The organism is Planktothrix pseudagardhii, assembly GCF_904830925.1.
Taxonomy (GTDB): Bacteria; Cyanobacteriota; Cyanobacteriia; order Cyanobacteriales; family Microcoleaceae; genus Planktothrix; species Planktothrix tepida.
Genome location: NZ_LR882967.1, coordinates 2,511,713 through 2,537,467, shown reverse-complemented (window position 1 = coordinate 2,537,467; position 25,755 = coordinate 2,511,713). Strand labels below are relative to the sequence as shown.

Here is a 25,755-nt window from a genome sequence, read left to right as displayed (position 1 = left end):
GGCATTAAAGTTAGGATATGCCTAAATCCTGAAACCCTTTCATTGATTACTGTTCCCTGTTCCCTGTTCCCTGTTCCCGCTTTGGGTAGCACTGTATAACTACATGGCACTGTAACCACCATCCACCATTAAAATTGCCCCGGTTACATAGGAGGCTGCTTCAGAAGCGAGAAACACAACAGGCCCGATTAACTCCTCTAGTTTGCCTTTACGGTTCATGGGAACGAATGTTTTAATTTCCTCTAGTGGTGTTGGATTCTCCAAACCTTCTATAGTATTGTCAATGTAGCCAGGAGCGATCGCATTCACTCGAATACCATGAGTCGCCCACTCGATCGCTAAGGTTCGCACCAGTTGATTGACACCTCCTTTTGCCGCACTGTAAGCCACCGCATAGGGAAAACCTACCACACTAGCAATAGAAGAGTTCATAATAATTGAACCGCCTGTACCTTGTTGAATCATTTGTTGGGCGGCTAACTGAGCGCAGTTAAAATAACCCTTCAAATCAACATCAATAATTGCATCCCACTCCGCTTCTAACAGGGATAGGGCAGGTTTAACAATATTTATCCCGGCATTACAAACCATAATGTCAAGTTGGTTGTAGTGAGCTACGGTTTGGTTAATTAAGTTAGCGCAATCCTGACGATTGGTAACATCTGTTTGAATTGCGATCGCCTGACCTCCTCTATCTTGAATGATTTGCGCGGTTTTTTCTGCTTCAGATAATTTAATATCACCAATAACTATTTTGGAACCTGACTGTGCTAATCCCTGTGCAATTGTTTTGCCGATTCCTTGTGCTCCTCCTGTGACAATAGCAACTTTATGGGTTAAGTCAAAAAGATGATCTTCCACTGTGATTTCTCCAAACTACATGAATTGGTCAGCCAATAAACAGCATTTATATTAAAAAGCGCTAGAAGACAATCCGCCATCTACAGGAATAGTTACCCCTGTAATATAACTGGCACAGTCTGAAACCAGAAAAATTACCAAATTGGCTAATTCACTAGAGAAACCCAGGCGACCTATTGGAATAGAATTGACAATGGATTCTTTGACGGAATCAATTGTTTTATTTTGTTCTTGAGCAGCAATTTCCAAATATTGTTGATGCCTTGGTGTATCAATAATTCCTGGGTTTACAGAAGTAATTAAGACATTATACTTAGCAGTTTGTGTAGCCACAGCTTTTGTAAAATTCATTAACGCTGCATTAGCTACCCCTGATTTCACTAAACGACTGGAAGGTTCTTTTCCAGATGTCCCAACAATGTTGATAATCCGGCCCCATCTGTGTTTTTTCATCCCAGGTAGAACTAGATTAGTCATGCGAATATAGCCCATTAACTTGCCTTCAAAAACCATTTTCCAATCTGCATCTGATAAGTTTTCTACTGCTTCACCAGAAAATGTTGCCCCTTCTGAATTATTAATTAAAATATTGATATTTCCAAACTTGTTAAGAGATTCATTGACTAATTCTTCTGAATCAGCAGCATTATGTACATCAGCGCAAAAACTCATTAACTCTACATCAGGAAATTCTGCAAGCAGGTTTTTTTTCGCTTGCTCCAGTCTATCTATATTTCGACCACAAATAATTAATTTACAACCTTCTGCTGCTAGTCCTTGGGCGATGGCAAAACCAATCCCCGCACTGGCTCCTGTTATTAAAGCAATCTTTCCTTTTAAGCCTAAATCCATGAAAAAACCTCCTTTATAAAGCCGATTCAGAAACTGGTGGCATTAAAATTTTGATTAAAGTTACTTCTTCGTTTGAGGGATTATACCCTTCATAAACAACGTTAGGAGGAGCATAGTAAATTTCCCCATATTTTAACTGCCGTTGTTCTTTTTCCACGCTCATCATTAGATGACCATTGTAAATTATTCCCATTTGCTCGCAGGTGGATTGCTGGGTTGGTATTTTTCCTTGTGGGGGAATTTGGCTGATGATAATTTCAAACCAAGAAGCAAGGGCAGATTTGCAAGGAAAATTTGTAGCTTCATCTTTTGTAGGGGTTACTTTAAAGAAAGCTTTGTTAGCCGTTAATGAGGGTAAAGAATTTGTGATTCGTTTCACATCAAAAGCTAGTGCTGTTTCTGCAAAAAGATTAACAGAACCATGAGGAATATGGGAATCAGCAGCATAGACGTGCTGGAGTGGTTCGAGAATTTCTTTGGTACCGTTAATATTCATTTCTAAACGCCCAGCGATTACCATGCCCATTTGGCTTTCTGGATGATGATGGAGTTCAAAAGTAGATCCAGGATCAAGAGATGCTAATTGAAGGATTATATCTCCACACTTAAATGCCAATAATTCTACTTTTGAATTGATTTTTATGTTTTCACAAACCGGAAAAAATTTAGACATATTGTCCTCTTTGTTTTTTGTAAAAAATAGACCAACTCATGGGAATTTCTCCAAAAGTAGAAATGAATTCTAAATCATATTCTTTAACCGCATTTTCATTCGTGATAGCTAAATCAGCTAAACCTTGATTGACTTGCATAGCAGCGGCACTCGTGGAACTTGCCAGAGTCATTTGGATGTCTTTTATATTGGTATCTGGCAAGAGCTTTGGGAGTAACGGTATAGGAGCAGGATGGGTGACGATACTACAATTTTTTAAATCCAACTCTGTGTTTTTTTTCTTAGCTAATCCATAAATAGGTGTGGGATAAATGAATATGAAACCCAGGTTAAAATTTGGCTCCATGTAAAATTCGTTGACTTTATCGTAAGCATGAGGAACCAGAGCTAAATCCACCTGTTCTTGCAGCAAAGCTTCCTTAACAAGGATAAAGTTATCAAATAACTGACTGGATAGATTGATTGCCTGTGCTTGCAATTGGTTGATCAGATAATTCAAAGCATTTTCGCTACTTGTTCCACTCGGCCCTAGCGTACCGATAGTTAAAGTATTTGAAATAGGAATAGGATAGGTAAACTCAATAGAAAATTTGAGCATTGCTTGAACTCCTACTAAACTTTGTTTGTTTCTCCGTCATGTTCATATTTCTTGATGGAACTTTTATTTTACAATAAAAGACTTTTTGTTAACGATTTTTTTTGGGGCTATCCTGGATCAATTACCTCCTTTAATATATTAATGTATTTCTTGATCAGCAAGCGATTTTGATCGGGAGTAAAATACATTTGATCAGATTCCAAACGGACAGTTAAGGTTTCTTCCAATGGGTCTATTGACACAACATAATTTAATGGAAAATGGAATTTGTCATGATACCTTCTTTCTGTTATTTTCCAGCTAGAAGAATCCCCACTAATTTTAGCATTATGAAAATGCAAGAAATTAAAAGTAGCAAAAAATAACTCTGTCTTTTGTTGCTCCAGTAAAATTTGTTGAAGCGGATAGTTAACATAAGGTTCAATATCAATTAAGCCGTTTTGGACATTTTGAATTTGTAAGTATTTATTGTCTATAGTTGATTGACAAAACGGAACCATATTCCAAAACAAACCTACAGCTTTAAACGGGTCAGATAATCTTTCTGTTCTACCATTGGTGACAATACCTACAGAGACCGTATTTTCTTTGTTTTCAGCAACAATTAGGTCAAGGTAAGCACTCAGGAAAATTGCTTTTTGTGAAACTTTTAATTCTCGACATAATTTTTTTACGCCTAGAATAACTTCTGAATTTAATGTGCATTCTTCAGCAACAACGTCTACTGTATGAACAGAAGCTGTACAGGGCTGCAATGGTTGATAAGTATGATTGCTCAAGTAAAACTTCCAGAAATCAGATGCTTCTTTTGAGGCAATAATTTCTTGTTCTAAAGCGACAAACTCCTTGTAGACATTTGCAGAAGCTGACACCTGTATTTCTTTACCTTTTTTGATTTGAGAATATAGTTCGGACAATTCGTTGCGAAATTCGATACTACTCCAGCCATCTATAATTGCATGATGGAATGACATGAGAAACTCAATTTTATGCTTCGCTTTTCTAAAAATCCAAAATCTAAAAAGGGGTTCGTTTGGATTTTCCACCTTAAATAAATTGTATCTATCTTGCTGCAAAACAACATCAATATAATTTTCTTGCTCATTTGACTTGATGTTGCTAAGGTCTTCCTCAACGATGGAAAAATTCACATTTTTCTTGACCACCTGAAATGCAGGTGAGCCGTTTTTTAGGATAAATACTGTTCGGAAAGCCGGATGTTTTTGCACTAGAATTTCTAGTGATTTCTTCAAAGCTTCTACGTCCAGATTGTCATCATAGATGTCGAATGACTGCTGGCAATGGTAAACTCCCATTTTTTGCAAATCATTTGAATAATGATGCAAAATAAACTCCTGCATCTTAGCAAGAGGATAGGCCTCTTCAGTATTATTAGGGAGTAACTCAGAGATATCCTCTGGAAGTTTTAATAAATGTAGAGGGATTTGACTAACAGTCGTCCTAGAAACATCTAAGGACGAATATTTTTCTATCTCCTGTGACTGGCAGTGTCCAATCAGCATTTTTAGCGATTCTGTGTACTGATTGGCAAGATATTCGATAGTGTCCCGTCGATGGCAATTTTGGCTATAAATCCAAGTCATTTGCAACTGACCGTCAGCAACTAATCCGACGATATCTAAGAGATAGGTGCGATTTGCTAAGGAACTAAAATTGGCTCCCATATTTTCAGGAGCAAACCCCAAAATGATTGACTCGGAAAACAGTTGCTCAAATTGTCCCAGGTAGTTGAAGGATACTTCAGGGACGGGGAGGTTTTGCAGTTGTTTGCTGATATCAGCTTGGCTAAAATATCGAAGAATTCCATAACCAATACCCCGATTTGGAATCAGTCGGAGTTGCTCCTTGATGGACTGGAGGGTTGCTTGTAGGTTATTAGTATTTTTAAGTTCCAGCAACACAGGAAATACGCTAGTAAACCAGCCAACAGTGCGTGATAAATCCACACCCTCAAACAGTTCCTCTCTTCCATGACCCTCTAAACTAATTAACAGAAAACGAGAATCTGTCCACTGAGTCAAGGTCTGCGTTAATGCGGTCAGCAATACGTCGTTAATCATCGTATTGTAGACCACTGGGATGGTTTCTAATAGCGTGCGTGTCTCTTCTTTGCTCAAATAAGTTATAACCTGATCAATGCTGCCTTCAGTGTTAGCTTCTCTTCCTGGAATGTCTAAGGGCAGTGAAGCAAGATCAGCAGGGTACGGAGCTAACCAGTAGTGCAATTCAGGGGTTAAGGCTGGGGAACGTCCATAGTTTTCTTGGCGAATCGCCCACTCTTTAAATGAGGTGGTTTTGGGAGGCAATTGTACGTTTTGATTGTTTACCAATTGTTGATATGCTGTCGATAAATCTGATAACAAAATGCGCCATGAAACGCCATCCACGACTAAATGATGGATTATGATAAACAAGCGATCGCATGAAGTGCCACCTAACTTAAACAGAACCAGACTGATCACTTGTCCGACCGACAAATCAAGGCTCGTCTGTAGTTTAGCTGCCCTTGTCTCTATAGCTTCTTGTTGCTTGGCTATCGGAACTTTTGACAAATCAACTATCTCAAAAGGGATGCTTTTGTAAGAGTCCCCATTAATTTGCTGCCATCCCAATTCACTGTGTACAAAGCGCATCCGCAGAGCATCATGATGTAATAATAATTTCTCAATTGCCTGCTTTAATAAATCTGGGTTCAGGTTGGCAGGAACGAGGAACAACATGGATTGGTTAAAGTGATGGGGTTCGAGCCAATTCTGTTCAAAAAACCAGTGCTGAATTGGTGTTAGTGGCACTTCTCCAGTCACTAAACCCTGTTCGGCAGAGATAGAAGTTGTTGTATTGGCTACTATCGCTAACTCAGCAATAGTTTGATGCTGAAAAAGTTGTTTTGGAGTTAACTGCAAACCAGCTTGGTTGGCAGCGGCGATAATTTGAATACTGATGATTGAATCCCCACCCAGTTCAAAGAAATTATCGTAAATCCCAACTTGCTTTCGCCTTAAGACATCACTCCAAATATTAGCTAATACCTGTTCAGTTTCTGTTCGTGGGGGAACAAAATTGCCGATAGAATTAATTTCTTCCCAGTTGGGTTTAGGAAGGACGTGACGGTTTACCTTCCCATTAGGAGTCAGGGGCAATTCATCCAGCATAATAAAGGTTGCTGGGATCATGTAATCGGGTAGTTTTTGTTTGAGAAAGCTGCGTAATTGATTTTGAATTTTTGATTGTTCGTGGGCAACTATGTAGGCGATTAAGTGCTTATAACTTGGCTGATCTTCTCGAACGATAACGACTGCTTCTTTGACTTCCGGGTGTGTAGTGAGTACCGCTTCAATTTCCCCAAGTTCAATCCGAAAACCGCGAATCTTTACCTGATAATCTATTCTACCGAGAAACTCAATATTGCCATTCGGCAAATAACGGGCTAAGTCGCCAGTTTTGTATAGGCGTTCCGATGCTTGATGTTCTTCCTTAAACGGGTTGTGAATAAATTTCTCGGCTGTGAGTGTTGGGTTGTTCAGATATCCTCTCGCTACACCTTCTCCGCCAATGTACAATTCGCCCGGAACCCCGATGGGGACGGGTTGGAGATTTCGATCTAGAATGTATACTTGGACGTTAGCAATGGGTCGCCCAATTGGTACTTCTCGTTGCCAATTGTTTGGTTCTAACTGGGACAAGTTGCAAAATGTGGCTACGACAGTCGCTTCTGTAGGGCCGTAGCCATGAATTAATACGGGAGGGTGTAATGTATTAGCTACATACTTTTGCCATAGTTTGAATTTTTGTGGCAAAAGTCGTTCTCCCCCGATATTGATGACCCGTATTGTTTCAGGAAGGCTTTGATTTGTTCTGACTAATTCAGAAATTAACTGCTGCCAGTATGCTGTTGGTAAAAATAAAACAGTCAGTTTGTACTCCCGGCACTTTTGCACAAACGTAGAGACAGAATTTAACATCTCTTCAGTGCGTAAAACCAAAGTTGCACCCGTAGTTAAACCGGAAAAAATTTCTTCATTTGCAGCATCAAAATTGATAGATGCGAACTGCAAGATTGTATCGGATTTACTAATTTCATGTTCACAAATTGCCGCCTGGGTAAAATTGACTAAAGACTGATGTTCAATCATCACACCTTTAGGCTTGCCAGTAGACCCCGAAGTATAAATAACATAAGCCAAGTTGTTTGGTTTTAACCGAGTAACTGGAATTTCGTGAGGGTAAGTGTTAAAAATCTCACTGTCACTATCTAAACAAACGATTTTTGCTTTATTCTCAGGCAACGAGTCTACTAAGTTGTTTTGGGTGAGCAGCACAGATATCTGAGAATCACTTAACATATAGGCTAAACGATCTGAGGGATAATTGGGATCGAGTGGCACATAAGCTCCACCGGCTTTAAGTATCGCCAGCAATCCGATCACCATACCTAGTGAACGCTCTACACAAATCCCTGTACATACCTCTGGTTGAACGCCCAGTTTTTGCAGGTAGTGTGCTAACTGATTGGCTTTAGTGTTCAACTCCTGGTAGGTTAATTGGGTGTCTTGACACACTACCGCTACCGCATTGGGTGTCCGTTCTACCTGCTCCTCAAACAACTGATGGATAAACGTTTGGCGGGGATACTCTGTTTGGGTAGAATTCCATTCAACTAGCAATTGCTGCCGTTCGGCGGTGGTCAACAGGGGTAAAGAAGATAGTTTTTGCTCAGGATTGGTAACAATTGCTGTTAATAGAGTTTGAAAATGCCCTACCATCCGAGTAATAGTAGTGGCATCAAATAGATCGGTTTTGTATTCCCATTGCCCAATTAGTCCAGCATCGGTATTTTCTAAAGTTAAACTTAAATCAAATTTGGCGGTCGCGGTTTCTATGGCTAATGAACTGACCGTTAAGCCTGCCATGTGGATTTGTGGCATGGGTGCATAAAGCACAAACCCGACTTGGAATAGGGGTGTATAGCTGAGGTTACGGGCTGGCTGCAACTCCTCCACTAACTTCTCAAAGGGTAAATCTTGATGAGCATAAGCTCCTAAAGCGACATCTCGGACTCGATACAGCAAATCCGCAAAACTCAAGTCCCCTGACAATTCAGTGCGTAGCACCAGCATATTAATGAAAAATCCAATCAACTTCTCAATTTCTGGGCGATTGCGGTTAGTAATCGGCGTGCCTATGCAGATATCGGTTTGCCCTGTATAACGGTAAAGCAAGGTTTGAAACGCTGCCAACAGCGTCATAAACAAGGTGACTCCTTGCCGTTGACTAAAACTGATTAGCGCCTCTGTTAACTGCTTTGAAAGTGTAAATTTTGACGATGCTCCCTGGAAGGTTTGACTGACGCCTCGTGGCCTGTCGGTTGGTAGTTCTAATAATGCGGGTGCTCCCTGTAATTGTTGCTTCCAATAATCTAATTGGGAGGAAAGCACTTTACCGGAACACCACTGGCGCTGCCAAACAGCAAAGTCTGCGTACTGAATCGGGAGTTCGGGTAGTTGTAATGATAAATGATTGCACAAGGCTGTGTAGCAAGTCGCTAACTCGCCGACTAATACATCTGCTGACTGAGCATCCCAGATAATATGGTGGATGTTGAGTAGCAAGATATGTTCTGTATCTGTTAGCTTAACCAAGGTGACTTGGATTAAAGGGTCGTTTGCCAGGTCAAAGGGTTGCTGAACCACTGACATTATGAGTTGCTGGCAAGATATTGCTTTTTCACTTTCAGGTCGAGTAGTGATATCTACTATCGGTACTTTAACGGTTCGGCTGTTATTCATCACCTGGACTGGCTGACCGTCAACCGTGACAAAATTAGTCCGTAAGACTTCGTGACGTTGGATGATTTGATTTAGGCTTTGCTCTAGGGCGACGATGTTAAGGAAACCTACAAGCCGCAGAGCTACGGGCTCGTTGTAGGAGGGGTTATTCGGCTCTAACTGGCTCAAAAACCACAATCGCTCCTGGGCAAAGGAGACGGGCAAGTTCTGTTCGCGGGAAACGTTGACTAGGGGGATTTCAGTATTATTAGCTCTGATGTCGCTTTGAGACAACAACAAAATAAGTTCTGCCTTATGTACTGTTAATAAGTCACGCAACTGAGGTGTCAGTACCCCTTTGGGGGCACGAATGCGTAATTGGTCTGCCTCAACCCACAACTTGACATTTTGTTCAGCAAGTTCAGCGAGAAAATGATTAAGATTCATAGGGTGATTTCCTCCATATCGTCACTGAGTTCAGTAGCAGGGGGGGCTGATAGGATAACATCGGCCAATGTGAGTTGCTCAAGTATGAGTTCTACTAGGGAGGAAATACTCAAACCTTGCATAATTTTTATTAAAGGCAAGTTCAACCCCGTGGCGTTGTTCAGCCGATTTCGCAAATCAATCGCCATTAAAGAGTCAAGCCCGAAATGAGTCAGGGACTTTTGCCTATCCAACCTGGTGCGGTCAACCCCTAATACGCTGGCTACTTGTTCTGTAATCCGAGACTCTAACAACATAGCTCGCTCGGCTGGTGTCCCAGACAACAGGGCACTGTTCAACGAATCTACATTGCTTTGTGGTGTCTGTGTCCTTTCCTTTGAACCTAAATCCTGATTTTCTTGCACCATCTTGGCTAAGAAAGGCTGCGACGCTCTTTGCTGTTGCCAGAATTTCGCCCAGTTAATCGGCATAACTCCCACTTGGACAGGTTGATTTAACAACAACTGCTCTAATATTTGTAATCCCTGTTTTGGATCAATGCTTTCCTCTCCTTGGCGGCTTAACTGCTCAACTAGCCCCAGTCGAGCAACTGCACCGACTTCAGCCCAAACCCCCCAATTGATACTTAAACCCGGTAGTCCCTGCATTCGACGATAAGATGCCAGAGCATCGAGAAAAGCATTTGCGGCTGCGTGATTGGCTTGTCCTGTATTACCCAGCACCGAGGTCGCGGAGGAGAACAGCACAAAGAAGTCTAAAGGTTGATTCTGGGTTAAGTGATGTAGATTCCAGGCTCCTTGCACTTTGGGTGCTAACACCCGATTAAAGCGCTGCCAATTCTGTTGTAGGAGGACACCATCGTCCAGAACACCCGCAGCATGGATAATTCCGCGCAACGGTGGCAAGGATTGTTCAACCTCAGCCAACATCTGCATCACTTGTTGTGTATCAGATACATCTGTTTTAAATACTATCACATTAGCACCCGCTTTCTCAATCTCCAGTAACTGATGAGTGATATCTGGCTTGACTTCACTGCGTCCTAGCAATACTAAGTGTTTTGCTCCCCGTTCTACCAGAAACTGGGCGACCAGTAACCCCAGCCCTCCCAAACCGCCAGTGATGAGGTAGGTACTATCTGGAGGCAAATTCAGAGGCTTTTGGGGTTTCATCTCTGGGAAACGCACCAATCTAGGCACATAACGAAGGCGATCGCGAAAAGCAACTTGGTCTTCTGTGTCCTTTGCCAGCAGGGAAGACAGAATTTCATCATATAAAGTTTGTCCCCACTCCCTTGTTGCCTGCGGATCTAAATCCACCCGTACACAGTTAAGTTCGGGGTACTCTAGGGCGATCACTTTCCCCATGCCCCACAACGTAGACTGAGCGACTTGTGTAACAGATGCGTTTACGGCTTGTGCGCCTTGCGTCACCAACCATAAACGGGGAGTCTCCCTATAGTGATTCAGCAGGGCTTGGATTAAGTACAAGGTACTACCACAGTTTTTGAGGTAGGTTTTCTCTAAGGAGATTTCACTGAGGTTTTTCGGTGTATCTAAACTCCATAAATTGACAACGATCGCGACAGGGGGAATAGCCTGCAATAGTTGCTGAAAATGGCTAGGATTGCCTGGATCTATACTAAATTCCCTGGAGTTTATTTGCTGATATTCTTGGCTACAGAAGACTAAAGTACAAACCTCTCCTTGGTGGCAGCACAATTCACTTAACTGCTGACCCGTTCCTTGATTGTCGGCTAGAATTAGCCAGTTTCGAGGCTGCGGCACGAAGGTGTTGCCTGTAGCTTTTGCGAGAATTACTGTTTCCTGGGGTAGTGAGATTTCTTGAGCGTTTGTCGGCCAAGTGGTCGAAATCGTTTGGACTTGTTCAAATCCAGTTTCTAGTAACAATTCTTGCCACTGTGCAGGGTTGAGCAATAGATAGGAGGGTCGCAAATCGACATCACTAAACTTCCACCATCCCTCTGTTAACCCAAATGTCAGATCCATCCAGCGCTGGGGGGCCGTATCTTCCATCAGGATCAGCATTCCTCCCGGAGCTAACAACTGCCGTGTATTTTTCAGGGTTTGCCGAAGATCGGTTGTCGCGTGTAAGACGTTCACTGCCACAATCACATCAAACTGTGATGGTTCAAATCCTTGTTGGCGTGGATCTTGTTCAATATCCAAAACTTGATAACCAACAAATGGGTAATCCTTAAACCTTTCCTGGGCTTTAGTGACGAAAAAGGCACCAATGTCAGTAAAGACGTATTCTGTGTGGTGGGGATCAAGATGCGGTAAAAGGTATGACGTTGTACTGCCAGTACCTGCCCCAATTTCGAGAATTCGACACCCTCGCCCTTTTGGCAAACACTCTCTCACTGCTAACACCGCTTGTTGCACCAGTGTATTCGTCACCTGCATAATTGGAGAATACTGGTACAGTTGAGTTAAAGCGGTCGTGTCACCATTAGGAAATAGTAGCTGTAATGGATCGCACTTTCCTTGTAGCACTTGGGCTAGATTGGAACCACAGCGATCGAGCAGAGTAATTTCCGCTTCCGCTTCTGAACAGGATAAGGCACTCCTCTGTTGCTGTGGGTCTGGAATTTCACCGAAGCAGACGACTTCCCATTGCTGGCCAACACGTTGAATTATTCCAACTTCTGCCAAAATTTCCAGTAACCGATTTAGTAGTCTTCGATGCTCAGGGATGACTTGCAAGAGTTCTGCTAAATGCTCGGTGGAGAAAGAAGCTCCCAGTTGGAACTCCCACCCCATTTCCTGTAAAGCTGCCCGGATATATGTCACACTTAGGGCTTCGATGTGAGTGAAGGCTTGCCCATAAATTTTCAAGCTTGGGTTGGTTAGCAACTGAGCAAGTTGGAACTGAAGTCGCGAACTCACTGCGGCGGTCGTTGGTAGATAATTGGGTAAAAGACCAAAACGCCCTTGAGCTTGCCAGTTAACCTCATACAGCCAATCTTGCCAAGACTTGTCCGCAGCACCGATCATTGCTTCACTGATCGTGCGTTTGAGTCGGACTCCTGCTACGGTGGCAATTATCTGCCCACTGAGGTTAAATAGGTAGAAATTTCCACTAATCGCTAGTTGTTTATCTTCTTGCTCGTTTAACTGAGCATAACACCATAATTCATCACCAGGACGAGCATAAACTCGCAACCGTTCTACACCGACTGGCACATAGGTATTCTGATGGTTATCTTCTATTAATGTGGCATCTAAAATTTGTAAACAAGTATCTAACAAGATTGGGTGTATGTGGTATTCACTCTTCTGTGTTCTGACTTGTTCTGGTAAGCAGATCTTCCCTAGCGCTACTGTTTCATTTCGCCATACTTGCGCCATCGCCCGGAAGCTGAGTCCGTAGTCAATGTTTTGCTCGCGGTGGCGCTGGTATAACAGTTCCGGGGAAATCTCTTGCTGGCATTGATGTTTTAATCTTGCCAAATCTATGGTTTGATCTGGGGTTTCATCAAGCAATTGATTGGCTTGAACAAGCAGCGTACCCGATGTATGGAGTATCCACGAAGACTGCTGTTGATCTCCTTCTGTTACCGTTTCCAGACTAAAAATCTCAAATGTATGTCTCAAATTTTCTACAGGCGTTAACACCAACTGGACAAGCTTGTAAGAGCCGTCTTCGGGTAAAGTTAGTGCCTTGCGAATTAAAACATTTTCTACGGTGAGGTCGAGGGTTTTGGCAACTGCTACCCCAGCCGCTAAAGCCATCTCGATATAGGCGGTTCCCGGCACAATTGTCGTCTCAAATACCCGATGATCTTGCAGCCATGATGGTGAGTTTTTGCTGATTTGAACTTGGAAGCGAATTTGCTGCGTTCCCGGTAAAGAGATTTGTTGCCCGAGCAGGGGATGAACGGTCGGGTTTGGGGCAAAAAGAACCTGCCCTTGAGTATTGTCCTTGGGTTGGCTTTCTACCCAATAGCGCTGTCGCTGGAAAGGATAAGTCGGTAAAGCTTGGCGACGGCGCTGATAATCTCGGTCAAAACCGACCCAATCGATCGGCAATCCCGACCTATAGAGTTGCCCTAAGCTGGTTAAAAGTGAGTGCCAATCTTCTTGATCAGGACGTAAACTGGGTAGCCATAACCCTGTAGAGACGCGCCATGGCGCGTCTGTACTTAGACACTGACGACCCATTCCTAATAATATCGGCTTCGACCCGATTTCGATGAACACCTCTATGTCTTGCTGTGCAAGGTTTTCCATACTCGCCGCAAATTTAACGGGCATGAGGATATGACGACACCAATATTCAGGAGTGGCTATTTCAGAACTCAAAAGTGTCCCGGTAACATTACTATTCAGTTTGATCTGCGGTGCAGAAAATTTGACTTGTCGTGCCACTTGCTCAAATTCTGCCAACATCGGCTGCATCAAGGGCGAGTGGAAGGCATGGGAAACATTTAATTTCTGGGTTTTGATTCCAGATGCTTCTAGGTTGTTGACAATGGCTCTAATGGCTTCTCGCTTTCCAGAAATGACGACGCTAGAAGGAGCATTAATAGCCGCAATGGAGACTTCTGCCTTATAAGGTGCGATCGCAGCTAATGCTTGTTGTTCACTGGCCAAAAGTGCTACCATCTCACCGTCTTGGGGTAAGGCTTGCATCAGGCGTCCCCTCGCGGCAATCAGTTTTAGCCCGTCTTCTAAGCTGAATACCCCAGCCACAGCGGCTGCCACATATTCGCCGACACTGTGGCCCATGACAACATCAGGTTCAATTCCCCAGGATTTCCACAACTGAGCTAAGGCATACTCTAGTGCGAATAGGGCGGGTTGAGTGTAGACTGTCTCGTTTAACTGAGGATAAGTAGACTCGCTATCGGGATATAAAATCGACTGCAAGGGGACTTTCAGATCAGGACGGAGAATCTCGTCACACTGATCTAGGATTTTTCGGAAGGTGGGTTGGGTTTCGTACAGTTGACGCCCCATCCCTACATACTGGGAACCTTGTCCTGTGAATAGAAAGGCAATTCGTTTCTTAGAATCGGCTTTGGGAACGGGTATGTCCGGTTTTTCCGGGCTATTTACCCAACGAAGTAATTGTTCGGTAAGCTGCTGTTTGGAACCAGCAACCAGGCAAGTGCGATGATTAAAGTGTTCTCGTCCTGTATTGGCTGTGAAACAAATATCTGTTAGGTCTGCATTCGGTTCGGACTCCAGATAAGTCAGATAACGCCGCACTAAATCGGCAAGTGCCTGATCTGTTTTGGCTGATAGTGTTAAAAGATGCAGCGTCCTGTCAGTTTTGATTGTGTTGGCATGGTTGTCGGGTGCTTCTTCTAGCACTACATGACAATTGGTACCACCTATACCAAAAGAACTAACACCAGCACGGCGAGGCGTATCCTTGGCTTGCCAGTCTGAGAGTGTCGTATTAACGTAGAAGGGACTATTGGCAAAATCAATATTGGGATTCGGCTTTGTAAAGTGAAGGCTGGGGGGGATGGATTGATGTTGAAGGGCCAGAACGGTTTTAATCAGACCTGTGATTCCCGCCGCCTCATCTAAATGTCCAACATTAGTTTTAACAGAGCCAATTGCACAAAAGCTGTTTTTTCTAATCTTTGTATTTTCTCGGAAAGCTTGAGTCAGGGCTGCAACTTCAATTGGGTCTCCCAAAGGCGTTGCAGTTCCGTGGGTTTCCACATAACTCACCGTGCTAGAGTCAACTTCAGCCACAGCCAATGCTTCAGCAATAACCCTTGCTTGTCCTTCTACACTAGGAGCGGTATAACCGACTTTCAACGCACCATCGTTATTAATGGCTGAACCTTTAATCACCGCATAGATGTTGTCGCCATCGGCGATCGCATCATCTAACCGCTTCAAAATCACAATTCCACAACCATTACCAAACACCGTTCCTTGAGCTTGGGCATCAAACGCTCGACAATGCCCGTCAGGGGACAAAATCATGCCATTGTGGTAAAGGTAGCCTACCTTTTGAGGAACGCTAATCGAAATCCCTCCGGCTAGAGCCATGTCGCATTCTCCACGCTGCAAACTTTCACAAGCCAAATGAACGGCAACTAATGAAGTAGAACAGGTGGTTTGAACGTTAACACTCGGCCCAGTCAAGTTGAATTTGTAGGAAACGCGCATGGGTAAATGATCGCCCCCATTACCCTGTTCCACTTGAAATTCATTTGCTCCTCTAAACAAGCGATGGCTGAGGAAGGGGCGATGGGGAGAGAACCCAAGGTGGGGACAAATATTGTTAATCAAATAAGTGCTGATACTCGCACCCCCATAAACCCCTACTGCTCCTTGATAAGTTTTAGGGTTGTAACCCGCATTTTCAAAAGCATTCCAAGCGCATTCTAAGAAAATCCTTTGTTGCGGATCTGTGATTTCGGCTTCTTTAGGAGAATAGTTGAAAAACTCGGCATCAAACAAATCAATATTGGGCAAAATAGAATTTGCTTTAATGTAATTCGGTTGTTGAAGCAAGCTAGAATCTTCTAGTTCAATTTCTTCATCCGAAAAGAAATCAATTGATTCTATTCCATCGCGCAAATTTTGCCAGAATGCTTCAATATTCTCGGCTCCCGGAAACCGACCAGACATCCCAATAATCGCAATATCTGTGTGTTGGTCAGCAGGTTTTTTTGCTGGCTTTTTGCTGTTTATAGTTGATTGTTCTGCTGGAGTTTGACTTAAGTATTGGGCTAAAGTATATATAGTGGGATATTGAAACAAGGTGATAGTTGATAACCCTGCACCAAAGCTGTCAATTAATTTTTTATGGACTTGAATTAAAAGTAAGGAATTACCACCCAAGTCGAAGAAGTTATCATAAATTCCCATCTCCTCTAATTGCAATACTTCTTGCCAAACTTGAGCAATGAGTTTCTCGGTTTCAGATTGGGGGATGACTAACGTTTCCTTTACCTCTGGCCGAGATTGATTAGGTTTAGGAAGGACACGGCGGTCTACTTTACCACTGGGTGTCAGAGGCATTTTTTCCAGCACCACTATTGCGGCTGGCATCATGTAATCGGGTAAGTGTTCTTTGAGATAATGGCGTAAGGTTAACTCCAGAGGAATGTTTACCCCGTCCTTGTGTACAACATAAGCAATTAATCTTTTGTCGCCGGGACTATCTTCCCGGGCGATCACGACGCTTTCTCGAACATTTGGATGTTTTGCTAATAATCCCTCAATTTCGCCCAACTCAATGCGGAAACCCCGAATTTTTACTTGCCGATCTGCACGGCCAAGATGTTCGATATTCCCATCACTTAAGTAACGAGCTAAATCCCCGGTTTTGTATAAAATACCAGCACCAAAAGGGTTAGGAATAAATCTTTCTTGAGTTAATTCTGGTTTGTTGAAATACCCTCTGGCAATTCCTTCACCGCCTACATATAGTGAGCCTGGAACTCCTAGAGGCACAGGTTGATAAAATTCATCGAGAATATAAATCTGAATATTATTAATTGGACGACCGATGGGAGGAAGTGTGACCCAACTTTTTGCATTTCCTGTCAAGGTGAAAGTTGCAATTTCTGGAACCTCGGTTGCACCATAATGATTGTGCAGAGTGCAACCCGTTTGCTGGAAAAAGTTGCTAATTTTCGGTGTGATTTGCAACTGTTCACCAGCAGTGATTATCTCGCGTATAGTAATAGGAATAGTCTGCTCATCAATCACTTCTATCAACTGCTGTAGAGCAACAAAGGGAAGATACAGTTTTTCGATTCCGGTTTGATTAATTGTCCTTAACAAGTCTACAGGACTATGGCGGACTTCCTCAGAAATTAACACCAATGTTCCACCCGAACACCAAGTGGAAAAGATTTCATGGCAGGAGAGATCAAAGCTGATGGAAGCAAATTGTAGGGTCTTAACTCCCACTGTTCGATTTTGGAGATGCCAGCTAATCATATTAACCAGCGCCTTGTGTTCCATCATCACACCTTTAGCTTTACCTGTGGAACCGGAGGTGTAAATGACGTAGGCTAAATGATGGGGACTAACCGAGCTATCTAAATTTTCTTGAGGTTGGTGAGAAATGATCTGCCAATCTTGATCCAGACAAACTAGGTGGTGGTTTGTCGCTAACTCTGCGATGGGTGATGATGCACTTAATAATGTTTCGCTAGTCAGTAGCAGTTGTACATTAGCATCTGACGCCATGTATTCCAAACGTTCTTTGGGATAGGCTGGATCTAATGGCACATAAGCACCGCCAGACTTTAGCACCGCTAAGATGGCTATTACCATCAAGAGTGAACGCTCTATACAAATACCAACTAAGCTTTCTGTTTGTACTCCCAACTTCTGGAGGTAATGCGCTAATTGATTAGCCCGTTGATTGAGTTCCTGATAAGTTAACTGCTGGTTTTCGTAAACGACCGCAACAGATTCAGGAGTTTTTTGAACTTGAAGTTCAACTAAATGATGGAGGCAAACTTGCGGATATTCTATTTTTGTATTGTTATAATCTACCAGCAATTGATTGCGTTCTACTTCAGTTAAAACTGATAGTTCGCCAATAGGTTGTTGGGGATTAACAACAATATTTTCTAGTAAATTATGAAAATGTTTAATTATACGATTTATTGTAGCTGATTCAAATAAATCACTATTATATTCCCACCTCCACACTAATCCTTGGTCTGTATCTTTAACAGAAACAAACCAATCATAGGGTACTGTTGTTGATTCCACATCCACAGGCGTGAGGGTGAGAGACGGAAATTCCAGGGTTGGCATGAGGTCATCCCGCAAACTAAATAACACCTGGAATAAGGGAGAGAAACTCAGATCTCGCTCTGGTTTTAGCTCCTCCACTAATTTTTGGAAAGGATAATCCTGGTGCTTGTGGGCATCGCTGACAACCCCAGCGACGCGAGATAATAGCTGGCCGAAGGTGGGATTACCCGCCATATCAGTCCGTAGCACCACTGGGTTTCCCAAGTAACCCATGATGCTGCTTGTATCGGTTAAATTACGACCTGTTACGGGGGAACCGACTACGATATCCTCCTGGTTAGTGTAGCGGTAGAGTAATATTTTGAAGACCGATAGTAGGAGCGTAAATAGGGTAACATCTTGCTGCTGACTCAGAAGCTTAAGTTGCTGACTGAGTTGTATGTTCAACTTTAGTTCACAACAAGCTGCTGCATAAGTTTGAATAGATGACCTTGAGTGATCGATGGGTAGTTGTAATACGGGTAAGTTATTCCCAAGTTGCTGCTTCCAATAGCTGAGTTGAGTTTCGAGAATCTCCCCTTGTCGTTGTTGCTGCTGCCCAAGAGCAAATTCTTTATACTGAATGGGTAGTTCTGAAAGTGGGGACTGTTCACCTGTAGCAAACGCTTCATACAGCGTCGCCATCTCTCGGAAAAATATACCCATAGACCCATCACCATCACAGATGATGTTGTGCATACTCAACACCATTAGGTGTCTGGTTGCTTCCATCCGCAACCACAGAACTCGCCAGGGTGGCGCCTGATTGAGGTTGAAGGGTTGCTGTACAAATTGGGTAGCTAGTCGTTGAGCTTCTTGGTTTTGTTCAGGAGCACCTAGTTTTTGTAAGTCTACTGGGCGTAACTCTACGTTAAATGGCGAATTAATTATCTGTCTGGGTTGTTGATCAATGACATCAAAGGTAGTGCGTAAAATTTCATGCCGCCTAATAATTTCATTGAGACTTTGCTTTAGTATGTCTGCATTAATCAAACCTGTAATTTGAATCGCTCCCCGGATGTTATAGGCTGGATTACCAGGTTTTAGTTGATCTAGAACCCACATCCGCTCTTGTTCAAAAGATAAAGGAAAATATGCTTTTTTAGTTGAATCCATATTCTGTTTCCACTGTTTGAAACTTTTGTTTGATTAATACTGACTCGTCAACTATAAGCAAGACTTACACAAGTTTCTTTTCAGTAGGGTAGCGTCTGAATATACCAGCACCAACACCATTTTCTGTTTCCACTGCGTGAAACTCGTGTTTAGTAAATATTGAGTCGTAACCACCATCGGTGAGTATGGAGTCAGGCAACTTGTGCAATGGACGGTAGCGATGGTGTTCCTGACCCTCTGTCAAAAACGGTGAGTTTGACACTGCGTTATAGGTACAATGAATCAGGGTGCGAGGTAGATCGGAATAGTTTGAACCTGAACCGTGTAGCGTGTTGGCGTGAAAAAACAAAGCATCTCCAGGTTCGAGTTCACAATGGACAATTTCGAGTCTTTCTAATATCTTTTCGAGTCGCTCTGGCTCAGTACCATAATCATTACCAAGACTTACTTGATCGAGACGACCCAGTAAGTGGGATTTCTTGACGATCTGGAGACAGCCATTTTCCTTGGTATTTTTGTCAATGGCAATTGTACAGGTTAGCAACTGTGGAAACAGACAGCCATCGTAGTACCAAAACCAATAATCTTGGTGAAAATTAACTACGCTGTCCGTGTGTGGTTGCTTTCTAAGCAGTTTAGAATGCCAATGGTAGCATTCCATACCCAATAGGGCCTCTGCTGCATCGACAATTCGGGCAATTCTGGGAATAACTCCCAACATGGCATTGCCTAAATCAGTCCAGGTCGCTACTTTAAAAGTCCTGCCCAAGTGGTCGGTGACAGATGTTTGTGTCCCTTTGATTTCAGGATCTTCTTCACAAGCTAACTGTAAGGGTTCAAGTTCTTCTGGGTCAAAAAAACCCCGAACGATGACAAATCCTTCGGCGTGATATTCCGCAATTTGTTCTGGAGACAGGGGATGGGTTGTACTTATTTCCTCTCTATTACGGTTTTCTCGGTTAGTTTCGTGACTATTAATTTGATTAACCATAATTATCCTCAATACAATCATTAATCGGCTAGGTTATTGCTCTGTTTTTAAAATTTCTGGACGCTGTGACAAAGCTATTTTAATAATGTCAATGGCTGTCTGAAGTTCCGCGCCTTCAAGTTCTAAGCGTGGAGGACGTACAAAGGGATTTCCCCTGCCAACAGTTTCCTGCATTAGCTTTGTCATCTGCACAAATTTAGGTACGGCGTTGAGTCGCATTAAGGGCATCATCCATTTGTAAAGGTTAAACGCTTTGTCGTAATTTCCTTGGATGGCATAATTAAACAGAAGCACACTTTCTCTTGGTAAAGCATTGGCGGTTCCTGCCACCCAAGAGGTTGCTCCTGCTGCTACACCTTCGACTAAAACATCATCCATCCCCACTGCGATAGACAGTCGCTCTCCCAGTAAGGCACGAATCGCTGTGATGCGACGCACATCGGTGGTGGCTTCTTTAACAACACAAAGATTACAATGTTCCTCTGCCAGTTCGACAATTTGCTCTGGTAAAAAATCAGTCCCGTAGGCAGAGGGGTCATTGTATAACATACAAGGAAGTTCTGTTGCGGCAATCACAGCAGCAACATGGGCTTTCATCTCATACCAGTCTGTACTGTATTGATAGGGCGGTAACACCATTAAGCCACTACAGCCTATGGATGCTGCTTTTTCTGCCAAAGCGACTGCTTGCTTCGTTGTCATTGCACCAATACCGGAAATAACAGGTACGCGATCGCCAATTGCAGATATACAGGTTTGCAGCACCTGAATTTTTTCATCAAAGCTTAACGAGGTTGCTTCTCCCAGAGTCCCATTAGCAACAATACCTGCACAGCCATTATCAACTAGCCAATTTACATGGTTGGCTATATGTTCTGTATCCAGAGTTAAGTCTTGTTTAAAGCCAGTTGTGATTGCTGGCATTACGCCCTTCCATTGCATCGCTTTACCTGCTATTTCATTTCAAATCATGGATTTGCTAATTCTGAGAATTTCGCCACTTTCCTGATATTTAACTTTTACTTAATGAAAACTCTGGTTCGATTGCTAATGGTGGTGGAGATAAGGTTGTATCTAGCTGGCTAAGGATCTGCCGGATTAGTGACATTCCCTCAACAAAATTATCCGTATCTCTGGCTAGAGCTATTCTGATATATCTTTCTCCTTGTTCGGGATTACACCAGAAGAAGTAAGTGCCTGGTAAAACATAAACGCCTCCTTCGTAGAGGATTTTTTGGAGTTCCGTAGCTGTGAGATTGGGGTTCATAATTTCACACCAAGCTACACTAACTTTGCCTTTTGGGTTTTGCACTTTTAAAATGCTATCTCGGAATATTTCTTCTAAAATCTTTCTATTTGTATTTAAAAGTTTTCTCGTGGAAGCAAATTGACACCTTTGAGAATCTTGGAGATATTCTATGAGGAAATTCAGCACAAAAGGCGATACATTCAGGATATAAGCGGTATAGATACTATACATTTCTTCATAGAGATCATCGCTTACTTTCAGCATGGCTATTTTCGCATCCTGAATGGGCCAGGTTTTACCCGTATCTTCAATAGCCATATATTTAATGCCTGATTCTTTTAATACCTTATAGGTATCATAGAGTTCAATTTCCTCATCGTTCATTAAAAAATTGGCAAAGCAATGATCTATAATCAGGATCTTGTCATAATCTTTACAAAACTTCACCACATTTTCAAAAGCTTTTTGATTTTTTTTGCCCAACAGCGTGAATCCTGTAGGATTATTGGGATCTACGATAAATATTGCATCAGTTTTTACATTATTTTTAAGATTTTCATAAATTTTATCTTCTTCATATAGTAATTCCTCTGGTAAAGGGGAAAGAGGTATTTCCATGTGCATTAATATCTCATACAGATTATCAAAACAAGGTTCAATCAAACTAACAGTTAATCGCTTCTTCAAAAGAAAGTTTGCTATATGAATCGTCACAATTGAGGCAGCATAGTGCAGCATGACATTATTCGGTATTAATGCTGTTTCAATCCCTCTCACTTTATAAAAGCTTTCGATAAATTTGTTATTGAGAACTTCTTGTTTTATTTGTTCGGATTCTAGCCATAATTCCGGCAATCTTTTTACAATATCTAATTGAGAAGCTGATTGGGATTGATGAGTATGAGCATCAGCAAAATTGTATCTATACTTAAGTGCTTGAACTTCGTGTTGTGTTAAATCTTCCAACTTCATGAAATTTATTCTCCTCTTAGTCTGTAAAAAAACTTGACTTCGCTGGTAAATATTATTCCCGCAATCAGCCGTCTCACTAAGCTTCAATTTTTTGAAGTTTATTATAGTGAAATTCATTCAATAGTTGTTCGACTTGAGCCATATCAAAAGGAAAAAGTTTTTGAATGGGTTGGTAATCTTTCACATGAGGGGTGCTATGACGAATGATGGCATTTAGATACAAGCAAGGTTGAGAAATCGGATTCATGACTGCATGAGGAATTCCAGGAGGAATTGTCACTAATAATGGTACATTTTCAGTCAGCAAAACATAATGATTATGCCGATTTTGTATGAATACCAAAACCATGCTTCCCCGTAAGGCTAATAATTGATCTGTCTGGAAACGATGGCAAAATAAGCCATCATCTATACTATGTCCAGGAAGCTCATATAATACTGTCTCATTACTCGATAGTGGACTATAACGATAGAGACCTTCATCTTTGAACTTTTCCAGTTGAATATATTCAACTTTCTTAATTAGCCCCATGTAAACCTGGTTAGATTACCAACATAAAATTTCTGTCTTAAGCTATAGCATCACTAAGTTCTTTGTCAAGATCTAATTCAGAAATATTTCCTAATTGAAATAATTGTTTATAATTAGCAATAATTGTTTATAATTAGCAATAATTGTTTGTAAGCCTGATAATATTGATTGATCGATATGAATTGCTCTCTTTATACTGGTTATCTGATAATCCGACAGAAGTTGGGTTCTTTATTGTTACCTTGGGGTAGGTTAATTCGCTTTAGTGTGGTGGGTTTAAGTGGGGTAGTTGCAGATTTGGGAGTATTCTATCTCTTGCACGAATCATTGAGTTTGGCATTAACTGCTAGTGCAATGCTTTCGACCGAGGTAGCGATTATTAATAATTTCCTCTGGAATGATATCTGGACGTTTGGTGATCTATCTTCACAGCAAAAATTAATTAGTCAACGTTTCCAACGTTTTTTCAAGTTTAACCTAATTTGTTTTTTCGGCTTAATTTTCAATAGTTTAATTGTAAATTTTCTGTTTTATAGATTTGGGGTGAATGAGTACATCGCTAAATTAGTGGCGATTACCTGTGTTACCTTTTGGAATTTCTGGCTCAACCTGAAGATCAATTGGCAAATTGATGAGGTTTAAATTATACTTTACAAATGACATTTAAAGATAGACTGGAGTATGAATTTAAAGCTCCCAATTGAGTATGACTTTGTTTCTCGCTTTTTCCGGCTAGCGATCGCCAATGTCTTATCTTGTATCATGATGCCACTAGCCAATTTAATTAGCACTATCTTTTTAGGTCATCTTGAAGAAATTGACCACTTAGCTGGAGTTGCCCTGGCTGGAAATCTGTTTAGTTTTATTTATTTTATCTTACTCTTTTTACGCATGGGTACTACTGGGGTAACAGCCCAAGCCGTAGGACGAGATGAGAGAGAGGCTGTGTTGCTGGTGGGACTCCGTAATGGTTTGATTGCTCTAGCACTCGGCATCACACTCCTACTCTTGCAGTATCCTTTGGGACAACTGGCGTTTGCCCTACTAAATGTTACACCAGAAATCAAAGCGTCAGCCCTAGCTTATTTCAACGCTAATATTTGGGCAGCACCTGCTAATTTGCTCAATTTTGTCCTCATGGGTTGGTTTCTGGGACAGGAAAAAAACGGCTTAGTTATCTTGTTGTCAGTAGTGGGCAATATAGCCAAAGTCGCATTCGACTATTTGTTAATTGTCCATTGGGGCTGGGAAAGTATGGGAGCCGGAATATCCTCGGCGACCAGTCAATACCTATCTCTGCTAGTGGGATTGATTTTTGTCTGCAAAGACATCCAGTGGCAAGAAGTACAAGCCATTACCGGAAAAATTTGGAATATCTCAGCTATAAAATCTACCTTGACTCTCAATGGAAATATCCTGATCAGCAATTTCTTTTTTATCTTTTCTGCCTTAGTATTTAACTATGAAGGGGCACAGATGGGGACAATGATCTATGCTGAAAATACTTTACTCTTACAGATAATAAATTTGAACGTCTATTTAGTTTCAGGACTGGGATTCGGCACGGAAACTCTCGTCGGAAATTTTAAAGGAAAAGGAGCTTCACAACAGTTATTACCTCTTGTCTCTGTTTCTTTGAGCAGTGCTTTGCTGGTGGCACTCTCTTTGGGCGGAGTGTGTTGGCTATACCCTGATACTGTTTTTGGGTTGTTGACCAACCACAGGGAACTGATTGAAAATATTAATATTTATATTCCGTGGTTGCTAGGGTTACTGTTATGTGATTCAATCAATTTTATGCTAGATGCGTACTTCTTGGGTTTAGCAGAAGGGCGTACCCTCCGTAACGTTAGCTTGGCTGCTATTATGGGGTTTTTACCTCTGGCTTTTGTCGCTATTAAGTTTGAAAGTAACCAGATCTTGTGGTTGGCTTCATGTATTTTCCTTGTGATTAGAATAGTAATGCTTGGGGTAAAGTTGCCTCAGACATTTGTGAGTGATATTGAGGAGGGTGGGGTTTCCATTCCAGCGATAGAAACATCTCACAACCTGACTTTCTAATACAAGCAAGTGAAAGTTAATAGCAGCAGATTTATGAACAAGGGTAGAGGGCTATAAAATGCTAGATTTAGCCTAAAATATTTATCTATCTATATTTATATCTATGTCTATACTCGACCTTCCCCAACCCTCTAAATTTGAGCGCATAGAAGATGAGCGGCTTCATCGCAAACAGCGTTTAGCTGCTGTGTTTCGTTTATTTGCTCGCTATGGATTTGAAGAAGGTGCTTCTGGTCATATCACCGTTCGCGATCCGGAATTTCCTGACTGTTTCTGGGTAAATCCCTTCGGGATTTACTTTGGTCATATGCGAGTTTCTGACCTGGTTTTGGCTAACCACAAAGGTGAGATTGTCCAGGGTAATCAGCCGGTAAATGTCTCCGCTTTCGCCATCCACTCTCAAATACACCTTACCCGACCTGATGTAGAAGCTGCTGTTCATGCCCATTCAACATATGGTAAAGCTTGGTCAGTTCTTGGGCGTCTTCTTGACCCCATCACCCAAGAGGCTTGTATTTTTTATGAAGATCATGCCCTATTCGACGACTATACTGGCGTAATCGCAGATATGCAGGAGGGTAAACGAATTAGCACTGTCCTTGGAGATAGAAAGGCTGTAATCTTGCGTAATCATGGCTTAGTCACAGTTGGTCACTCCATTGATGAAGCTGCATGGTGGTTTATCATCATGGATCGCTGCTGTCAAGTGCAACTGATGGCTGAGGCGGCGGGGAAAGCTACATTTATTGACAAAGATATTGCGAGTCTGACTTATAGTCAGATTGGTACGCATTATGAGGGTTGGTTCAACTTTCAGCCGCTGTATGACATGATTGTGCGACAAGAACCAGATTTACTCGACTAATG

General features: G+C 42.1%; 13 protein-coding genes. 3 read left to right on the top strand and 10 right to left on the bottom strand.

Features of this window, described 5'->3' with window-relative positions; translation table 11 throughout:
* Window positions 1-99: 99 nt before the first annotated feature.
* From NMK36_RS10680 to NMK36_RS10635, 10 genes are all read right to left on the bottom strand, one after another.
* Window positions 100-861, bottom strand: coding sequence for an SDR family NAD(P)-dependent oxidoreductase (locus tag NMK36_RS10680; RefSeq protein WP_072722000.1), 762 nt, complete (start codon window positions 859-861; stop codon window positions 100-102).
* A gap of 51 nt (window positions 862-912) precedes the next feature.
* The gene (locus NMK36_RS10675) at window positions 913-1,713 is read right to left on the bottom strand and encodes an SDR family NAD(P)-dependent oxidoreductase (RefSeq protein ID WP_072722002.1); all 801 of its coding nucleotides are present in this window, start codon (window positions 1,711-1,713) and stop codon (window positions 913-915) included.
* Between the two features lie 13 nt (window positions 1,714-1,726).
* Window positions 1,727-2,386, bottom strand: a complete 660-nt coding sequence (locus tag NMK36_RS10670) for a cupin domain-containing protein (RefSeq protein WP_072722004.1) — start codon at window positions 2,384-2,386, stop codon at window positions 1,727-1,729.
* Window positions 2,379-2,984, bottom strand: a complete 606-nt coding sequence (locus NMK36_RS10665; protein WP_072722005.1) for a bacilysin biosynthesis protein BacA — start codon at window positions 2,982-2,984, stop codon at window positions 2,379-2,381. The genes NMK36_RS10670 and NMK36_RS10665 overlap by 8 nt, the downstream gene beginning before the upstream one ends.
* Window positions 2,985-3,091: 107 nt before the next feature.
* Window positions 3,092-9,217, bottom strand: coding sequence for a non-ribosomal peptide synthetase (locus NMK36_RS10660; RefSeq protein ID WP_254173684.1), 6,126 nt, complete (start codon window positions 9,215-9,217; stop codon window positions 3,092-3,094).
* Window positions 9,214-19,083, bottom strand: coding sequence for a non-ribosomal peptide synthetase/type I polyketide synthase (locus NMK36_RS10655; RefSeq protein ID WP_254173683.1), 9,870 nt, complete (start codon window positions 19,081-19,083; stop codon window positions 9,214-9,216). Before NMK36_RS10655 ends, NMK36_RS10660 begins: the two co-directional genes overlap by 4 nt.
* A 64-nt stretch (window positions 19,084-19,147) precedes the next feature.
* Window positions 19,148-20,074 (bottom strand): phytanoyl-CoA dioxygenase family protein, encoded by a 927-nt coding sequence (locus NMK36_RS10650; RefSeq protein ID WP_072722010.1) that lies wholly within the window; start codon window positions 20,072-20,074, stop codon window positions 19,148-19,150.
* A 33-nt stretch (window positions 20,075-20,107) separates the two neighbouring features.
* Window positions 20,108-20,998, bottom strand: a complete 891-nt coding sequence (locus NMK36_RS10645; protein WP_254173682.1) for a dihydrodipicolinate synthase family protein — start codon at window positions 20,996-20,998, stop codon at window positions 20,108-20,110.
* An 88-nt stretch (window positions 20,999-21,086) separates the two neighbouring features.
* Complete coding sequence (locus tag NMK36_RS10640) at window positions 21,087-22,295, bottom strand: pyridoxal phosphate-dependent aminotransferase (protein ID WP_072722337.1); 1,209 nt, start codon at window positions 22,293-22,295, stop codon at window positions 21,087-21,089.
* Window positions 22,296-22,371: 76 nt separating this feature from the next.
* A complete protein-coding gene (locus tag NMK36_RS10635) occupies window positions 22,372-22,827 on the bottom strand; it encodes a dTDP-4-dehydrorhamnose 3,5-epimerase (protein WP_072722014.1) in 456 nt (151 codons plus the stop codon).
* Window positions 22,828-23,004: 177 nt separating this feature from the next.
* On the opposite strand from NMK36_RS10635, the gene NMK36_RS10630 reads away from it, so the two are divergent.
* The 3 genes from NMK36_RS10630 to NMK36_RS10620 all read left to right on the top strand — a co-directional run bounded on the left by NMK36_RS10630 (window position 23,005) and on the right by NMK36_RS10620 (window position 25,753).
* Window positions 23,005-23,469: a GtrA family protein gene (locus NMK36_RS10630; RefSeq protein WP_083580180.1), complete on the top strand. Its 465-nt coding sequence runs from the start codon at window positions 23,005-23,007 to the stop codon at window positions 23,467-23,469.
* A gap of 39 nt (window positions 23,470-23,508) precedes the next feature.
* Complete coding sequence (gene gntT / locus NMK36_RS10625; protein ID WP_072722016.1) at window positions 23,509-24,888, top strand: guanitoxin biosynthesis MATE family efflux transporter GntT; 1,380 nt, start codon at window positions 23,509-23,511, stop codon at window positions 24,886-24,888.
* A gap of 103 nt (window positions 24,889-24,991) precedes the next feature.
* The gene (locus tag NMK36_RS10620; protein WP_072722017.1) at window positions 24,992-25,753 is read left to right on the top strand and encodes a class II aldolase/adducin family protein; all 762 of its coding nucleotides are present in this window, start codon (window positions 24,992-24,994) and stop codon (window positions 25,751-25,753) included.
* Window positions 25,754-25,755 lie beyond the last annotated feature (2 nt).